Origin of the sequence: Gelidibacter algens (assembly GCF_001678675.1) — a bacterium.
Lineage (GTDB): Bacteria > Bacteroidota > Bacteroidia > Flavobacteriales > Flavobacteriaceae > Gelidibacter > Gelidibacter algens.
The window spans coordinates 53,006-71,053 of record NZ_LZRN01000010.1; the positions used below are offsets into that span (position 1 = coordinate 53,006).

Below are 18,048 nucleotides of genomic sequence, written 5' to 3' on the forward strand. Positions count from 1 at the left end.
TACAATATATTATGAATTACACAATAGTAGGATTTTTTAATAAGAAAGATGAAGCACAAGAGGCTTTAAGAAAACTAAACAATGATGGTTTTGACAAGAATCAAGTTGACTTATCTCCTTATAAGACCCAGGGAGATTATAAAGATACGGACTATGATTACGATGAAGAGGAAAACACTTCCGGATTTTGGGACTGGCTCTTTGGCGATGATGATGACGACCGTGAACGTCATAGCAGAGTAGGTGCGCGTACCAACGTAGTTACGGTTTATGCCGCAGATGAAAAGCATGCAAAAGCAGCTGCTTCAATCTTGGACTCCTGTGGTGCCTTAGATGTTGACGATTATGACCGAAAGATGAAGGACACAACACGGCAGAATTCTAGGAGAAACGAAACGGGTTCACACAATGACGATACCATTGATGTGGTGAAGGAGGAACTCAATGTTGGCAAACGCACAGTTGACACGGGAGGCGTTCGTATTAAAAGCCGCATCGTTGAAAAGCCTGTAAAGGAAGATATCCGTTTGCGAGATGAAAGAGTTTATGTGACCAGAAAACCTGTCAATAAAGATGTATCTGACAAAGATGCTTTTCAAGAGAAAACCATTGCAATGACGGAACACGCTGAAAAGGCTGTCGTTGAAAAAAATGCACGAGTTGTTGAAGAAATTGAAGTTAATAAAGACGTTAAGCAACACGAAAAAACTATTTCTGATACCGTGCGTGAGACCAAGGTTGATGTTGACAAGGATTTCAAAAAATAAAAATAAGGCGTAACAAGAATTCTTTTCAAATTCAACAGGAAGACCACATTTTTATATGTGGTCTTCCTTATTTGGACAGGTGTAACTCCGGCCAAGTCTACTAACCTTGGCACGTAAGCTTGTAGGTTCTTTAATCATGTAGTCCTATTATGATGAATTATATTGTGCTGTGCCTTAAGGCTCCACACGGCAGTTGCATTTCATAAAAGGATACGAAAATAATGACGGTCCAATAGTTTATAAGTTCATGCACTGTCTTATCTGAATAACCTTTGATTCACCCCACAATCCCAAAATTCAAAAATGTTGATTGGAAACAATCCAGCATCAATCAGTTGCTTTTTTAAGCACCCATTTTTTAGGTTGTGGTTTTGATTCCATTAAAATGGTTTGAAACTGAGTGGCCGATGTAAATTGGGTTTTCCGTAATATCCGCTCCTCTACAGATACTTCAAATTCAGTGTTACTGAAAATCCAAGGGGTAATGATCAATTCTCCATTTTTGGCTTTTTTGATAAAAAATGTTTCTCCATTAATAGACGTATTTATTTCAAGTAATCGTTCGGCAGCGGGCGCTTCATCCTTGCATAAAACGAGCGACAACCGGTCGCAAAAGCGCATCACTTCATAGTAGGATCTGGCTTTCTTATCTGATATTTTGAACTCTTTTAAAATGAGTTGTCGCGCGCGGTCTTCATCAGCAAAAAATGAGGCTATACGCTTACTTTCTGCTTTTAGATCGCTGTAGATAAACTCCAAATGATAAGAGATGAGCAGCTTGACCCATAGAGATTTGTTTGCTGCAGATTTTAAAATGCGTTGCATTCTGGTAATTACATCTTTTACAGAAGACCGTTCCTCAGTAAAATCCAAAGGAACGCCTATGTCAGATAGATAATCCTTCTCGTCAAAATTTAACTGTCGGTCATCGTGTTCGCAAACCGCAACAAGTGTTTCAAACCAATGGATGGGGCGGTATTCTGCTGCAATTTCATTGGCTATTTTACCTGCCAACAGGCCATGCGCTTCGTGAAAGATGATGTGTAGGCCTATTACAGATTTGTTGACAATCATATCAAATGGGTTTAGAATTTAAATGCGATATACCAAGTTAAAAAGTTATGAAGAATTAATTTTCACAACCTTTCAAATTTTCTTAAGCTCATGTTGAAAAAGATCAAAAGTAGCGGCAAATTGAGTTTGACGCACTCAAATATAAAGTCAAATATTTTTTTTATACTCATCCTCTAGGTTATGTTTGACTTAGCATCTTGAATGTTATAAGATGCTATTATTTGCGCTGTTTCAAGAAACTTGTTGTTTTACCTAGGCCAAAGGCTTCCTTAAAATTGATGGGATGTCAACATGGTTTTGTGGGGAATGTATTAATATCTGCTGTTCAGATTTTACTGAGCCTTTTGCATTTTAAAATGTGACTAAATTTAATGTCTTCAATTTTATTTACTTAACCTAATCACGAAAAAAAATACTCCAAAAAATGGAAGTGGGTTAACTACCTTTTGTCAATATTTACCAAGTTTTCAGATAGTATCAATTCTGAGTTGAGGTTTAAAAAAAGAGAACCAACGAGTAAAGTAAAAATCGGATATGTTTTTTATTGGGTCCATTATTTTATGATCTGAACATTTTTCAGACCTGTCGGGTTATTAAATTTAGAATATTGAGGATCAAATGAAACGATGCTCGAAGGGGGACAGTTGTTGCAGTAATTAGAAGCTGTACATGTTGCTAACACTAAGAAACATTAGGGCAGGGTGGCAGCCTCCAAATATTAAACGTTATTAAAAGATGTTGAGAAACAAATAAATGGGAACAACTAGTTGCATTAAAAGACATTAATTCAAATTTTTAAAAAGGCCAATCTGTCAATTCCGCCTCAAATGCAACTTTTGTTTTAAAAAGTTGTTTGCGTTTATTATCACATATAAACAGCCTTTGCAGGTTTATTAATGACCCTATGATCACAAACAAACTAGTATTTAAAAAGTTGAATGCCATTAAGGTTCAGAATGTTTTCATAACTTTAAATTTCATACACTAAGTTCAGTCAGTAAACCATGGAAGATTTTTTTGGTTCTATTTTAATTTTTTTCACAATTCTGCTCATACGTTATTTTGCGATAGCGGGAGTGTTTTATGCGTATTACTTAAGATTCAATACTAGTACAAAAGATAAAAAGATTTTGAGCCGAAGACCGGCAAAAACAGGACAGATAAGAAAGGAAATATATTGGAGCATCATCTCTTCAGGCATATTTGCGTTGTTTGGCGCAGTAACCTATTGGCTTTGGGCGAACAACCTAACGGGCATTTACTTGGACCCTTTAAAATTTGGTTATTGGTATTTACCAATAAGTTTGGTATTAGTGTTGTTAGTACACGAAACCTATTATTATTGGCTGCATCGAGCCATGCATATACCCAAAATTTATAAAGTGGTGCATAAGGTCCACCATCAAAGTTTAAGTCCCACCCCATGGACTGCATTTTCATTCCATCCGTGGGAAAGTGTTTTGGAGGCCTTCATCCTGCCAATCATCTTAGTGGTAATACCCGTCAACATCTATGTGCTTCTTATTTATCTATTTTTTATGTCCCTAAGCAGTGTAATCAATCATTTGGATATTGAAATCTATCCTGTTTATTTCAGAAACAGTGCCTTCGGAAAACTATGGATAGACGCCACCCACCACCATTTCCATCATAAAGAATTCAATACCAACTATGGGTTATATTTTACGTTTTGGGATAAAATAATGGGCACCGAAAGCCGTAAAATGGAATAGAAATCCACTGCGTAGAACATTACTATGTTTACTTTATTTGAGGGTGGTAATAAAAGTAAGGTCATAACGAGGATCCAAAAATGATATTTTTGAACATCAGTGAAGGTTAGTGCACTTTATGCCATGGGGTTATTGAAAAATTTTCGCACTGGGTTGCACGCTCGCTGATTACAAAATGGGTAATCTGCTATTCAGTTTATTCTTGAAGTACCAATGTCACGAACATTGGGAAGTGATCAGAGCCTATTTTTGATAAGCGCTCTAAAGCTTTTAAGCGGAATTCTTTGGTCACGAAAACGTGGTCCAGAGGCCATCGCATAAAAATATTATTTGCATTAAAACTGTTATAGAATCCTCTTCCAACCCTAACATCATAAAGTAGGTTCTCAGTTAATGTCAATGCATCAACATGGGACCAAACCACGTCATTCATATCGCCAGCAACTATAGTAGGGTATGTTCTACCTGAAACCTTGTCACCTAATATTTTCATGGCACTTTCCTGCTGACCTTCATTATCGGGTAAATCTTCAAAATGTGTCGGTGGAACAGGGTGCAAGGCATGGAAGCTGATTTTCTGACCATTGGGAAGACTAACGGTACTTTCAAAAGAAGGAACTTTTCTATTGTTCAAATAACTAACATCCGACGATTCCAACGGAAACTTACTGTAAAGTACCATTCCATAGGTGACATCATTGATGGCCTTTATTGAATAAGGATACTCATCTTTAAAAGATTCGAACTGTTTAGACCACCACTCATTGACTTCCATGCCCAAGATCAAATCAGGTTTTTTGAGTTCAATGAGGTTGATTAACGGTTGTGCCTGATTGTTTGACATTTTTACATTGATCAATAAGAGTCGCAACTGACTACCAGAAGCAAAAGTGTCTTTTGCTGCAGATACTTCTACAGAAACTAGCGGGGTATAATTAATTAAATACGAACCGTTTACGATCAATCCAATCAACAGTCCACTCAAGACCAAATAGCCGTACCAAAACCATTTTTTAGTCACTATTATGAGCAAAACTAAGCTAAGGACAGAAGTTATGAAAAATTGAATTCTCATAAAATCGAGCATTTTCAAATAGCGACTTTCGGTATCTCTAAAAATTGAAAGTATTGAACCTATTGCCAAAATTCCTGCAATAAAACAAAGTATGATGTAAAGTATCTTTCTGGTTTTTTCCATAACTTAAATTTTACAATGACCGATTGTTTGGTTTTTTGAATCTGTTGCTCATTTCATAAGTTTAAAATAATAAAACTATTATATAGTTTGAACTCAAATGGAGGGAATGAGTGCCCATTAAATAATACAAATTACATTTATATGGAACCAGACTATAAAACCTACAGATGTCTATCATTTCACTGATTGTCCTTTTGATTCTTTATTTTAAATTTTTGCCAAGGAAATTTTCCTTCTAGCTCAACTTGAAGAGAGAGACTTAAAAATGTTCTTATTAAAACAATTAAACCTAAAATTGACACTGATAACAAGGTGGGTTCTGTAACCACAGTAGCAATTATATCTGCTGCGATCAATATTTCCAAGCCAAGAAGAATGGATTTGCCAACCGCTTGGCGTAGTTCTTTATAAGTAATAGGGTTTTTACTTTTCATTTGAAAGATAAATCTACCCATGACGAATATGGAACCAATAAAAATTGTCAAGACGCCAATCGCCTCCATTATGGTGGCGATATAGTCAATATATATTTTAATTATGTCCATTGAATTTTAGGTTTTGTTAATTGGTAGCTTATTTTATTTATCCCCAATATACGTTATTATCAATTAATGTATTGGTAGAGGTGCCTAAGGAATGGATTGGTCTCTCACGAATTCAAAACAGGGCACTTTGATGCATCTCGCTTAATCATACCTCCAAAAAATTTTAAAACTCCTGAAGCGTCGGGATTGTCAAGTATGGACTGGTACCTTTTAAAAATGGGCACAAATTGTGACCTTAAGTGCACGAATTCCAAAAACCTTCAGGCTGTTAAAAAAAACCCGCTAGTTAAGGTTCATAGGCTTTTATTTAGACCATGCCACTGTTATGGTATGAAATTTGTTTGTGGCACTTGCTTTTCCTTAATCTCACGATTATGCGTTGAAAGGCATTTGAAACTTTATTTATGATAGGAGGGGATTGCCATAAACATTATTGGGAGTACAGCACTTTCTGTGATAGGCCATTATTGATTTTAGTTCCTATAAAATGTTGAGAAATATGTAAAACGAGAATTTTTTTACGACAAAATCTAAGTTTTAAAAAACTTACTACTTTCACATTTATTTAAACGACGACTATTGTTATAAAAAACTCGGGAAGGTTGTTTTGTTAGATGGCCCCAAAAAAAATGAAATTGTGATAGATGACATAAAAGACTTAGTATTTCGAGTGATCGTTCTAATAGGAAAGTTAAACGTGTGTAAGTTATAATTTGTCAAATTACAGTAATGCCTCAAAAAATATTAATTATACGCTATGAAAAACCCAATTAAAACGACCAAACAAACCGCTTATTTTTCCTATTGGCTTTGCGCATTATGCCTTATTAGTATGTATTCAAGTTGTAGTTCAACAAAAGATGTAGATCAAGGAAGCGTAGTTTACACAGATGAAGTGGCTAACACGGTAACGGTAACTCAAAGTGAAATTCCTGTTCGTGCTACAAAAACCATTGCTATACCGATGACGGCACAACCTGTACAGAAGCTTACCACACCCCATATACATACCGAAGAAGATCTCAAGCCTGCATTTCCTGTAGCACAGCAAATAGTAAAAAATTATATGTACAGCAGTAATAAAGAGCCTGGGGGACACTGCCTTACCGTCAGTAAAACACGAATTTTAAACGCCTATCAGCAAATGCACGGCCATTCAATTTATCGGGATCTTCCTGAAAGCATGGCAACAAAATATTACACTCCAAAAGAAGTTTTTGACAATTTGTATGCTTCTACCTCTGGCACCCATAGGGGCTGGCGTACGCTACCCAGAAAGTTTAGGGGAAGAGGCAATGCCGGTGCAATTGCCAGTGCAGGAATGGGCGACCTATTAAACGGAAAAAAAATATGGAGCGGTCAATTGAGGCCCGGAGCTCCTATGCAAGTATGGCGCGATAAAAACGATTACCGAGCGGTCGTCAGAGGAATCTCTGATCCAAAGATTGATCCCTTTGGACATTCTTTTATTTTCTTAAGCTATGTAAGGGATGCCGATGATAAAATTATTGGTCTTAAAATGGCCGACCAAGGCTACCAGAGTAATAGACCATTGTTGCCATCTGATTATGCGGTGTGGTGGGGCGTAAATCTAAAAATTTGAAATGTAATGGGTTAGCCGCCCAAATGTTGATATTTTTTTAAAACTTAACTAAGTTTAATTTCAATTACTCATTTGTATTGGGCATATTTGTGATACCAAATTTATCAAAATGTTAAGAGCCGTTAATTTTTTCAGCTTATTAGTGGGTATTTGTTATCCGTTAGAACCTATTTCTTCCTCGGCAACGATTACAACTGCTGTGTTTTCGGAATTCGAAAATTTGAATTCTGTAGAAGATACTACTACCGTTGACGGAAATGTACTTTACAACTATGAAAACTCTGGATCACTCTTGTCTTATGATACGGAAAAAGTTGCCAGTAAAACACTCCGTACAGAACTGAATTTAGCGCTAAGTTTGAACCAGGCTACTTTGGAGGATGTAAAAGCTGCCTTTTCCAACCATCTTGTAAATCGTTTGATACCACATTGGTACGGTACAGAATGGAGTTTTAGCGGCCACACTGCTGTTCCAAAGATTGGAAAAATAGCTTGTGGGTATTTCGTTTCCACCACATTAAGAGATATGGGGCTAAGGCTAAATAGATATAAATTAGCTCAAAAATCTCCTATAGACGAAGCAAAAATGATCAGTTGTGGCGCGGTAGTAAATACCATTACCGCTAACGACGCTACAACAATTCTTGAAGAAATCAACAAGATTACCCAAGAAGGAATTTCATTTATTGGCTTTGATGAGGGTCACGTTGGTTTTCTTCTAAAAAAAGAAGGTGAACTTTTTTTAATTCATTCCAACTATCTTTATCCAAATGCAGAAGTCTGTATAGAACCTATTGAGAAATCTAACGTTTTTAAGAAATTCAATACCTTCCATATTGTTGATATTTCCAATAATGACCTGTTAATTAAGCGTTGGTTGACTAATGGTGAAATCCTCTAAACCTTTTCTCCTATAATTGGCTTTAACAAAGTGAAGCCTTTTTTTTTTCTGTTCAGCACCAAAAGTTTATCGTGATGATTTGAAATAGTTGTTTCATATTTTGAATAACGTGATTAATTTTTCAGCGTTTATGTGGGTATGATGGGTTATCTTTTACTTTATGATAAAATAGGTGTGCAGTAAAGACAAGCGAACCTGAACTCAGGATTGTTTTAAACAATTTGACAATTCACATACTACAAATAAGGATGACTTCTAAATAGCTTTAGAGTTAAATTTTCTACTTATTACATCTATACCTCATGGTTAAATACTATAATTTTAATTCGAAATCTCCTTTTTTGCTGACCTGTTTATTAGTGGCATTTTTGTTTTAAGTTATAAACGCTCCACAACCCCTATCTAGTCTTATTATCCGAATGCATCTTTGACATATTTAGTAATAGCTTCAGTAGGTACAGAATACAGAAATTTTAAATTGCACCAAACCCTAACTGCTCAAATACTAATAATTTAAAACCATAAAGTTATGATTGAAGGAAATGAATACAGCTTTGATTTTCTTAGAATATTATTTGGGGATTTCAGTCTCATGATTTACGTAGAAATTATATGTCGTGTTGTCATAATCATGAGTTATACTATGCTATTAATTAAGTGGATAGGTAAGCGAGCAGTAGGTAACTTGGGCAGCGCAGATATTTTATTGATTGTGGCAATGGGAAGTGCTGTTGGTGATGCGATGTTTTATCCTACAATTCCTCTCGCTGTCGCCCTTACGGTGATAAGTCTGGTTGCTGCATTTCAAAAATTAGTGGTCGATTTACAGATAAAATATGAAAGCGTCAGGAAATTAACTCATCTACCCACTACCAAATTGGTCGAAAACGGGAAACTGCTCAAAGAAAACTTTCCAGCTGCCGATATAGATAATGAAGATGTGCTGATGCTTTTGAGACAATCTGGTATCAGGGATCTGTCAGTAGTACAACATGCGTATTATGAGCGATCAGGAGCTTTGAGTATTTTCAAATATGAAAATGGGAATCTCATAACCTCAATACTACCAGAAGATATTGAAGACATTGATACATTTAGTAGTAAAAAATGAGTTTATAAAACCTTTACTCTTATTTAATCATACAGCTTAGCGCAACCACCAGAGGCTACTTCAGTAGTTTTATTTTAGTCTTCTAAAAAGTGACAGTTCCCTGATGACCGCACGGCTTTCAAACCCTCCGGCCAACGCACCAGTAGTGACACCCACGGTACTAATAAAGGACGCAAGGCGTATCAAATCGGTCAAATTAACGGCCTGCTTGTTTAGGGTGGGCCAAGTTTGGATCAAGTCTGAAGGAAACACATAGAGTTCCATAAACAACATAAGCAGTCCAACCATTAAGTAAAGTCCAATACACGCTAAAAATATGCTGAGATAAATAGTTGTATTTGCTACGGCAAGATGCTCAGTCAATATTCTTTTTTCTTTCCGTGGTAAAAAAAGAGACTGGATGGTAACAAGATAAAAACTGGCCCCCATAATGCTCATGATGGCAAACAGGATGGCCACAGAATTGGGCATATTGATCCCAACATCCCAGATCTCTGCAGTAAATAATAAGATAAATGAAGGACTGACGGCTGCGGTGACCAGCTTTGGAAGCGATAGAGGCAGTAAAATCGCCTTATTTCTTAACAAAGGCCTGAGAAGTTGTTTGGGATGGCGAAAAGCCATTAATAGGTGAAACATGAAACTCTCCAACCCACTGCCGCCCCGCAACTCCCGTTCAGGCAATTGCTGTTTTTCTTTTTGCAACTGGTCTTTTTCTGCCTGTGTAAAAATAGGCACCGCTTTACGATCTGATAAAAATTCATATGGGGACATGACTTTAGAATGGCCTTTATTTGTGTGGCTAAGTCCCACAATATCTCCAACCAGGTGCAACAATAGCGCAGCGGCATTAAACCTTACTGATGCATCATTCAATGAAAGCATCGGCTGTTTTCTCCCTGTGGTCACCAGCTTTCGTGTGGAGATCATTGCAATACGGGCCACGCTGGATAGGAAGCCGGCATCCACTCGGTTTTTTACAGTTGCCAAGGCTACATCTGTAATAACCAACATCATGTCATACGGGCCTTCGGCCATTCGCAAGCTGGTGTCATCCAGAAAGTCAGAAGGCCTTCTAGCTTTGTCAGTGGCCAACTGTGACGGGTCAGTGATGTCGAAACTCCACGGGATGCCTGTAGCGTCCTGTAAGGGAGTTTGCACATCTGATATCAACTGTTCAGCAAACAGTCTCAAGTCTTCTTTTATTTCCTTTCTACTATATTCAATCAAGATCCCGATATTCATTTCAGGCTCTGGTTGCGGACCTTTCGCTTTTTTTAAGGCTGTTAAAAATCTTCTTCCAGAGGTTAAGGAGCGGACAACGTTTGTGGATGAAATGAAACTGGCCGATCTCAAAATGCGGATGGCGTTCAATAACCGAAACACTCTGAAGGCGGGGATTATTAATGCGACTAGCGTAATCCAGTTTTGTTTGATATAGGACCATTTGCTTGCTGCCAGATAAAGTTTCAAAAGATATTCCAATATAAAAACGCCCCAGATAATGTAAAAAATGGTCCTCTCGATAGCGCCCAACCCTCGTACCAAATCTATAATAAGCAGGTATAGCCAACCGAGTGAAAGCAGGAACATTGGAATTTCAAGTCCGGACTCGAGCTTATACAAAGCCCTATACTTTTTGCGCTTATAGTAACTAGTGGACGTTTTTGACATATTAATAGGGTTATTTTGGTACGATCATATCTTAAAACTTAGGGTGGATTGCACCTGATATGATCATTATAGGGCTTAATAGTGATCAAACTCAAACTTCACATCGGCTATAAGGTGATGGTCTTGGCGTTGTCTGATATATTGCGCTCCCTATGGTTGAATGCCACTTTTATGGTGTTATCTAAGGAAAATTTATTCGGTTACTGTTCCCCAGTTTTCGCCAGTTTTTATCCGATAAAGCTGCATCTCAGAAATCCCAAATTGTTTCGCAATCATTTTAAGTCGTGTTCTTCTATTAGGGTCATTTATTTTTCGTTTGAGCAGCCTGACTTTGCTTTCTGTAAGTTTTGCGTTCGTCCTTTTGAGGGGTCTATTAACATATGTTGGATTACGGAATTGGTGTATTTCCTTTTCCCTTTTAGTGGACCATTTCAGATTTTCGACACGGTTGTCTGTTTTTTTGTAATTAAGGTGGATCACAAAAACTCCGTCATTTTGTTCTAGGAAATGTTCAGCCACAAGTTTGTGAACGTATCTACTGGTAGATTTTCCATTCCGTTTTTGTTTTAGAGGTAAATTTTGGTAGCCATTGATAAACGATTCCGTTATCAAAAACTCTTTTTCTCCTTTGCAGTTTATAATTCGACCGTAATTTGAGATTTTGAACTTTTCGTTTTCAGCAATTTTATCATCAAATTCAATCGGCTTCCATTCTTCCTTCCAATAATTTCTTATGATCATACCTGTGGTTTTTAATGCGACTTAACATTTTTTTTGTGCCGTTCGTTCTTCTAATTAGGGAGAGTTCGTTCAGCACTTTTCTAGTGTATTGCCAACGTGAATGCATGGGTCGGTGCGTGTTTAAGCCCGAGGCAATAAAAGTACAAAACTATACTGGAAAATTTGCAGCGATTTTTCAGTATAGGCCCAGAGCAGGTCATCGGCATTTATGCGACCAGAGCATCTTAATTGGTTAATGTTAGTGCAATTGCTAAAAGTCCGCACTTATAAAGGTAGTGTTCAGGATAATTGCTTTGTTTGGCAAATGCTTTTAATTTTCCCAATGTCCATTTAATTGCAACATAGCTATTTTAACTCTTGTTGGCATATTTCTGCACTTGGGTGCCTTAAGTGGCAACTAGGTTCACCGAATATAAATTATAAATCCCAAACATCAAACGTAAGGTTATATAGTTTAAATCTGACCATAAAGATTTTCGATCTTTAATGATTGTAAAGATCACATATATCCGCAACCTCTAAACTACGACCCCCTTGGCAACTTTTCGATACTTAGACTTACATTTATAAACCCAAGAGGATTTCTATATTGAGTGCTTTTGTAATTGGCAACCTCATTAGTGCTGAGCCAAAAGCTATGGACTATCCTATACTCACAGTTTAGGCGCGTTAGCCATAACACCAAAAATGATATTGGCTAATATCTTTAGAGTCCATATTCTTACGTTATGAATTAATAGTCTCACCTCGATCCACCTATTTTTGTCGTTAATAAACGGCATCATAGGCATAAAGTATTCTTTTGCTTTTTTTTAAGTTACGGTGCTTTACTCCAATGCCTAACTGACCTGGGTCATTTTTAATATTAAATGTAAGTCTTAATTTGGATTGGATTTTAAATGATTGCATTAACATACTAACTCCTTTTATTAGATATGGATTATTAGATATGGAATTAAAAATCGTAGGGGAGTCGAAATTAACATAATAAAAAAACAGAATGACATGAAGAAAATAATTACTTTTTGTGCTTTGGCTTTTTTAGGAGCTAACGCAAACGCGCAACTAAAAGACGTAACGGTAACTTTACAGCCCACTGTAAGTTACAACTGGTTTGATAATAACACCGCTATAGAAGACGGTGTAATGTATGGAGGCCGAGTTGGTTTCGGATTTGGTGAAGCCATTGAACTTAGAGGGGTTTATGAAAAATCAGCCGACCTAAAAAATACGGTCGATGGTTTTGATTTTTTCTCAGATGACTTTGTAAGTAATTTCGACTCCAGAAATGTGGACATAGAACGCATTGGCGGTGAATTTAAGGCTAACATTCCAACACGTGGTACCTTTGTTCCCTATATCACATTGGGAGCTGGGGTGCAAAAGCTTACTGTTGATATTGCTGCAATAGATGCCCCCACCAACGAGCAGAAATCAGAACAGATTTACGCTAACGTTGGTCTAGGCACGCAAATTAAACTGGGCAATAGGCTATTTCTTAATTTGGAAGCAAAAAATACAATCTTTAATATGGATCCTGCGTCTGTGTTATTCCAAGAAGGACAAGATCAAAGCGATATTGAGGATTGGTTGAATAACAATGACAACAGTCGCATGTACAATTGGTCGGTATTGGCCGGATTGCAACTTTACTTGGGAGGCCGTAGTCCTGAAGAGTTTAGTGATTTGGACAGAGCCTACTACAATAAGTTTTCGGGCGGTTTAGGTGGCTTCAAGCTAATTGTTGAACCTGCTGGTTCTTACGTCAATTTTGATAATGATACCAACTTGGCAGATTCTTATTTTCTTGGTGGAAGGGTCGGTTTTGATTTGAATCAATATGTTGGTGTAAGAGGTTTTTATTACCAAGCGACTAGAAATGAAGAGATCTCTACTGACTGGGACGATATGGCCATGTACGGCGGTGAATTTATTGCCAAATTAAATGTTTCCCGTGGGCTTGTACCTTACATTAACTTGGGCGGAGGCTATTTAAATGTGTATGAAGGTAGTTATATTGGAAAGGATGGCATCAATGGTGCTTCTTCAGGTTATTTTGCAAAAGGTGGTTTAGGTTTAAATATACCACTTGGCAGAAATGTTGAAGTATTTGGCGATGCCAATATGCTATTCACTTCAGACCGTGCAAACGATGATTTGGAAAATACAATTGCGCCCTCTGAGCTAAAAGAACATACAATGTACACCGTTGGGGTTCGTTTTCAGTTAGGAAAAAGAGCCGATAATACCGATGAAATTTTACAAGATAGAATAGATGAGAGGGTAGAGGATAGAACACAGGAATATCAGGACCGTATTGATGAGTTGGAATCTGAATTATCTGATGCCTATAAAAATAATGATACCAAAAAAGCAGTTGCAATTATTGAGGAGAAAAAAGATTTAGAGCGTAAAAAGGACGGATCTCAAGAAATGCAAACGACATCTAAATCTAAAGAAAAAGTAAAAGAATCTAAAGTTGTAATGACACCAAAAGAACTGGAAGACCTGATTGAAAAAGTCATTCAAGGTGTTGATGAAGAATCACGCAAACCACAAACGGTTGAAGATCGTATGGATCGTTTAGAGCGCTTATTGCTGGAGATCAATACAGGATCATACCAACAAAATCTTACACCTCTGCGTCAACAAGATGCATCCCAAAAAATTCTGGACAAATTAAACGAGCTCGATAAAAAAATCGAACGAAATACAGACAGAATAAATAACTTGGGTGATAATCTCCAAAATCAAAATCAAAACCAAGATAAGACTGTGGTTATTGCACCGGGCCAACAAGCCACAACTGCACCGCCGATGAATCAGCCATCAGAAACTACAGTAATAACCGATCAAAATGGAAATACTGTTTTCCAATCTGATAATGCAAATGAAGGTGTTGCCACTGGTTGGGTAGTCAACGAAGGAATGTCAATTTTTACGGGTGCTGTTTTTGCAGATGAGGTTTCTATGATCATTGGTATAAGAGGTAACTATGCCTTTACCAATTCGCCATTTAAATTTATGCCAGACATCTACTTGGCTCCAGGTAAAAATACTGGATTCGGAATAAATGCAAACGTGGTGATTCCTTTTGATGTGAACGCGGGTATTATTTTACAACCTTATGTTGGACTGGGACTTGGCTATAATGATGCTGTAGGAGAAAGTTCTTTTAGTCCCAATTTAGTTTTAGGTACATCTTTTAATCTATTAGGAGGTAAGTTATTTGCAGATTATACTGCTCACAACTTTATAGATATCCATAGAATATCTGTGGGTTATAAATTAAATTTTCAATAAGATGTTACAGGTAAACACAACAAATCAATTAAAAACAATTGTAGTTACTATAGGTATGTTATTTTCAGTTAGTCTTTTCGCGCAAAGCGAAAAGACTGCTGAAAAAAGTACTATTGTAATGACAAAATCTGAACTCAAATCTTTTTTAAGCACCATTGCAGATGCAAGACGTGAGCAACTTAAAGAAAGAGAAAATAGACAACAGAAACAAGATATGGCTGAGCTAAGGTTGAAATACCAAGAGCGGTCAGAGATGAGAACTGGGGGAAATGAAAATATATCAAATCAGCAAATTCTTTCAGAGTTGAGGTACTTGAACCAAAGGATTGACAACCTTAGTAACGGCAATAATGCATCACCGTCTTCGGGGAGGGATAACTCAACCATAATTATCCCTAGCACTGCTAACCCTAATCCATTTTATCCTTCAAATGATAGAAGCACGGCAACTATCATTCCTTCTAACAATGCTAAAATAAAAGAGTTACAAGGTCAAATTGATTCTTTAAAGAATGTTGACGCTAATGAAATGAATTATAAAGACGATAATTCGTTTGCGGATAGTTTGAATACTATGAATGGAAGGCTAAATGATGTGAGACGGCAGCTCGATAGTATAGAATCAAAAATGTCAACTTCGGATAAAATGGCGCAAACGAATGAGTCATCAAAAGACAAGACTTATTTTAAACAGCAAGTCTATTTCGACAATAATTCAGAAACCTTGCGAGCCGAATATATGCCATACATTCGTGATTTAACCCAGATCTTGATCAAATATCCTGAAGCAAAAGTTTTGTTGGAAGGATGGGCAAGTCCGGTGGGAAAATCCAGTTATAATAAGCAGCTTTCTATGAGAAGAGCTTTAGCTGTGGAACAAGCTTTTATCAATAATCAAATTGATAAAAGTAGACTCATTACCGCTTTTAGGGGCGAAGACGAAACATCTTCAGAACAACATGCAAGGCGAGTGGAAATGTCTATAATTGTGAGGTAAACTTTTTGATTATCCGCAATCACTTATACATAAGAAATTATCAATTGAATACTTTGCTAAGCGGGAAGACATTGGTGATTAAGGATTGAAATAAGGTTCAAAATTAAGATCATTTAGAATTAAAGCCATCGTAGAAGAAAGCGGTTTAGAACTGCTCAATCTCCCTCGATGGCTTTTTATTTTGGCACTAAACGCTACCCTTCTTATATCTTTCGCAGATTAAATGTTAACTGGTTGGGATAGCTATTATTGGTATCTGCCAATAGATACAACATCTATTTCACTTCCATAATACTTATGGCATAACCGCCGCCTTCAACACTTTTTAACTTTAGTTTAGAGGTGGAAGAAACAGTCATTTTTTTAACGTTATACGATTGCGGATTCGTTTTGTAATTAGCATCCTTTCCATCTGAGTAAATGGTAGCAATATATTTTTTGCCCTTATCCAAAAAGTCTAAACTAATTTCTGAAACGCGATCTTTTTTACCGTTTACATTCCCAACAAACCAATCATTGGTTCCTTTTTCTTTACGGGCAATGGTGATATAACTGCCTGGTTCAGCTTCTAAATACACACTCTTTTCCCAGTCAAGGCCAACATCTTTAATAAATTGAAAGGCATCAAGAAAGCGATTGTAATTTTCTGGCAAATCTGCCGCCATTTGCAATGGACTATACATTGTTACATAAAGCGCCAATTGATTGGCAATGGTACTGTTGACATGGGAATTGTTATCAGGATTTAATTTACTCAAATCCATCTCAAAAATCCCTGGGGTATAGTCCATTGGGCCTCCAATCAGTCTCGTGAAAGGCAAAACCGTGACATGATTTGCTTTTGAGCCTCCAAAAGCCTGATATTCTGTACCACGTGCGGATTCATTAGCAATGAGATTGGGATAAGTTCTCGCTATTCCCGTTGGTCTAACTGCCTCGTGGGCATTGACCATAATTTTATAATCTGCTGCTTTTTCAACTGCATATTGGTAATGGTTTACCATCCATTGGCTGTAATGATTTTCTCCTCTTGGAAGGATATCGCCAACGTACCCGCTTTTTACAGCATTGTAACCATGGTCTTTCATAAACTGATACGCTTGGTCCAAATGCCGTTCATAGTTTCTTACAGATGATGAGGTTTCATGATGCATAATCATTTCCACCCCTTTGTTTTTGGCGTAGGTCTCAATACCTTCCAAATCAAAGTCCGGATAGGGTGTTACAAAATCGAAGACATAATCTTTGGAGTGTCCAAACCAATCTTCCCATCCTTCATTCCATCCTTCCACTAAAACGCCGTCAAATCCATGTTCGGAGGCAAAATCAATCAACTCTTTTACATGTTTGGTGTTGGCGCCGTGTTTCCCATTCGGTTTGGTTTTTGTGTAATCGGTGACGCCCAATTTGACCGCTTTCAAATCGTCTGTATAGGCCCAAGAACTTTTTCCTGTAATCATTTCCCACCAAACCCCAACGTATTTCATGGGTTTAATCCAAGAGGTATCTTCAATTTTAGAGGGTTCGTTTAGGTTATAGGTCATTCTTGATGCCAAAATATCTGTAGCATCATCACTAACGATGATGGTTCGCCATGGTGTTCTTGCTGGAGCCATCATATAAGGACCACTCCCTTGAACATCTGGAGTCAACCAAGCATTGAACACGAAATTTTTATCATCCAGTTCAAGATGCATTGTTGAATAATCAATCAATGCGGCTTCATGTAAATTAATATATAAGCCATCATCTGTTTTTAATAGCAACGAGGTTTGAATCCCTGTTGGTGAAAATGAGGTTTGGGATAGATTGGAAGTAATTGAATTGGTCATCAAGTCGCGTATTTCTGATAGTCGCGATTCGATATAATCATATTCCTGGGTATCATAATCCCCAGGAATCCAAAAAGCAGTATGGTCATTGGTCATTGCGAATTGGGTCAATTCCTTTTCAATCACAAAATGTCCCAGGTTAGGTTGTTCAGGAAACTCGTATCTAAAACCCACGCCATCATTAAACACTCTGAATCTGATGTTCATAATGCGTTGCGATGGTTCTTGTATGAGACTTACCAACAATTCATTATAATGGTTTCTGATTTCGCTTTCTTCTCCCCAAACTGGTTTCCAAGTCTCATCGAAAGTTGAGTTTTCTGAATTCACAACGGTAAAGCCATTTTTTAAATCTTGGTCATCCTCTTTAATCTGAAAACCCAGACGACTGGTTTTAATGACCTCTTTGTCCTTAAAAGACATTTGATAGGTTGGAACGCCTTCCTCATTTAATGAGAAGTTCAGTTGGATGCTTTTGTCAGGCGAAACAATTTGTTGCGCAATTGCTTGAATACTAATAAAAAGAGACAGCGTGAGGATGCTTAAAATTTGTTTTGTCATTTTGTGGA

13 protein-coding genes are annotated in these 18,048 nt (G+C 37.2%); 7 read left to right on the forward strand and 6 right to left on the reverse strand.

All coding sequences use genetic code 11. From position 1 onward, the window contains the following. The first annotated feature begins 11 nt into the window (after positions 1 to 11). Positions 12 to 767: a YsnF/AvaK domain-containing protein gene (locus A9996_RS06830; protein ID WP_066432569.1), complete on the forward strand. Its 756-nt coding sequence runs from the start codon at positions 12 to 14 to the stop codon at positions 765 to 767. Between the two features lie 327 nt (positions 768 to 1,094). Here the strand turns inward: A9996_RS06830 and A9996_RS06835 are convergent, their stop codons facing one another. Continuing rightward, positions 1,095 to 1,841: a DUF3891 family protein gene (locus A9996_RS06835; protein WP_066432572.1), complete on the reverse strand. Its 747-nt coding sequence runs from the start codon at positions 1,839 to 1,841 to the stop codon at positions 1,095 to 1,097. A gap of 1,004 nt (positions 1,842 to 2,845) precedes the next feature. Between A9996_RS06835 and A9996_RS06840 the strand changes: the two genes are divergently transcribed. After that, entirely contained in the window at positions 2,846 to 3,574 is a 729-nt protein-coding gene (locus tag A9996_RS06840; RefSeq protein ID WP_066432574.1) for a sterol desaturase family protein, read from the forward strand. Between the two features lie 196 nt (positions 3,575 to 3,770). Here A9996_RS06840 and A9996_RS06845 read toward each other — a convergent pair whose 3' ends face one another. Both A9996_RS06845 and A9996_RS06850 read right to left on the reverse strand, forming a co-directional pair. Then, positions 3,771 to 4,772, reverse strand: coding sequence for an endonuclease/exonuclease/phosphatase family protein (locus tag A9996_RS06845; RefSeq protein ID WP_066432575.1), 1,002 nt, complete (start codon positions 4,770 to 4,772; stop codon positions 3,771 to 3,773). 179 nt (positions 4,773 to 4,951) lie between these two features. Further along, on the reverse strand, positions 4,952 to 5,317 hold the full coding sequence (locus tag A9996_RS06850; RefSeq protein WP_066432577.1) for a DUF1622 domain-containing protein: 366 nt from the start codon (positions 5,315 to 5,317) through the stop codon (positions 4,952 to 4,954). A gap of 757 nt (positions 5,318 to 6,074) precedes the next feature. Here A9996_RS06850 and A9996_RS06855 point away from each other — a divergent pair. From A9996_RS06855 to A9996_RS06865, 3 genes are all read left to right on the forward strand, one after another. Beyond that, entirely contained in the window at positions 6,075 to 6,920 is an 846-nt protein-coding gene (locus tag A9996_RS06855; RefSeq protein ID WP_146608901.1) for a hypothetical protein, read from the forward strand. 109 nt (positions 6,921 to 7,029) lie between these two features. After that, on the forward strand, positions 7,030 to 7,821 hold the full coding sequence (locus tag A9996_RS06860) for a hypothetical protein (RefSeq protein ID WP_066432581.1): 792 nt from the start codon (positions 7,030 to 7,032) through the stop codon (positions 7,819 to 7,821). Positions 7,822 to 8,464: 643 nt separating this feature from the next. After that, entirely contained in the window at positions 8,465 to 8,932 is a 468-nt protein-coding gene (locus A9996_RS06865; RefSeq protein ID WP_169817242.1) for a DUF421 domain-containing protein, read from the forward strand. 69 nt (positions 8,933 to 9,001) lie between these two features. Here A9996_RS06865 and A9996_RS06870 read toward each other — a convergent pair whose 3' ends face one another. Together A9996_RS06870 and A9996_RS06875 are read right to left on the reverse strand one after the other, a co-directional pair. After that, positions 9,002 to 10,558 (reverse strand): ion transporter, encoded by a 1,557-nt coding sequence (locus tag A9996_RS06870; protein WP_146608900.1) that lies wholly within the window; start codon positions 10,556 to 10,558, stop codon positions 9,002 to 9,004. A gap of 240 nt (positions 10,559 to 10,798) precedes the next feature. Next, positions 10,799 to 11,344, reverse strand: coding sequence for an NUMOD4 domain-containing protein (locus tag A9996_RS06875; RefSeq protein WP_066432659.1), 546 nt, complete (start codon positions 11,342 to 11,344; stop codon positions 10,799 to 10,801). 1,008 nt (positions 11,345 to 12,352) lie between these two features. On the opposite strand from A9996_RS06875, the gene A9996_RS06880 reads away from it, so the two are divergent. Continuing rightward, a complete protein-coding gene (locus A9996_RS06880) occupies positions 12,353 to 14,650 on the forward strand; it encodes an outer membrane beta-barrel protein (RefSeq protein WP_111625702.1) in 2,298 nt (765 codons plus the stop codon). A gap of 1 nt (position 14,651) precedes the next feature. Then, complete coding sequence (locus A9996_RS06885) at positions 14,652 to 15,647, forward strand: OmpA family protein (protein ID WP_066432587.1); 996 nt, start codon at positions 14,652 to 14,654, stop codon at positions 15,645 to 15,647. Positions 15,648 to 15,922: 275 nt separating this feature from the next. On the opposite strand, the gene A9996_RS06890 is transcribed toward A9996_RS06885, so the two are convergent. Beyond that, positions 15,923 to 18,040 carry a glycoside hydrolase family 97 protein gene (locus tag A9996_RS06890; protein ID WP_066432589.1) on the reverse strand — a complete coding sequence of 706 codons (2,118 nt, stop codon included), beginning with the start codon at positions 18,038 to 18,040 and terminating at the stop codon, positions 15,923 to 15,925. Positions 18,041 to 18,048: the final 8 nt, after the last annotated feature.

Excerpts from the sequence above, each read along its gene's own strand:
- A9996_RS06860 (WP_066432581.1), top strand. The coding sequence starts at position 7,030 with ATGTTAAGAGCCGTTAATTTTTTCAGCTTATTAGTGGGTATTTGTTAT.
- A9996_RS06885 (WP_066432587.1), top strand. The coding sequence starts at position 14,652 with ATGTTACAGGTAAACACAACAAATCAATTAAAAACAATTGTAGTTACT.
- A9996_RS06850 (WP_066432577.1), bottom strand. The coding sequence starts at position 5,317 with ATGGACATAATTAAAATATATATTGACTATATCGCCACCATAATGGAG.
- A9996_RS06835 (WP_066432572.1), bottom strand. The coding sequence starts at position 1,841 with ATGATTGTCAACAAATCTGTAATAGGCCTACACATCATCTTTCACGAA.
- A9996_RS06830 (WP_066432569.1), top strand. The coding sequence starts at position 12 with ATGAATTACACAATAGTAGGATTTTTTAATAAGAAAGATGAAGCACAA.
- A9996_RS06840 (WP_066432574.1), top strand. The coding sequence starts at position 2,846 with ATGGAAGATTTTTTTGGTTCTATTTTAATTTTTTTCACAATTCTGCTC.
- A9996_RS06890 (WP_066432589.1), bottom strand. The coding sequence starts at position 18,040 with ATGACAAAACAAATTTTAAGCATCCTCACGCTGTCTCTTTTTATTAGT.
- A9996_RS06845 (WP_066432575.1), bottom strand. The coding sequence starts at position 4,772 with ATGGAAAAAACCAGAAAGATACTTTACATCATACTTTGTTTTATTGCA.
- A9996_RS06865 (WP_169817242.1), top strand. The coding sequence starts at position 8,465 with ATGCTATTAATTAAGTGGATAGGTAAGCGAGCAGTAGGTAACTTGGGC.
- A9996_RS06855 (WP_146608901.1), top strand. The coding sequence starts at position 6,075 with ATGAAAAACCCAATTAAAACGACCAAACAAACCGCTTATTTTTCCTAT.
- A9996_RS06880 (WP_111625702.1), top strand. The coding sequence starts at position 12,353 with ATGAAGAAAATAATTACTTTTTGTGCTTTGGCTTTTTTAGGAGCTAAC.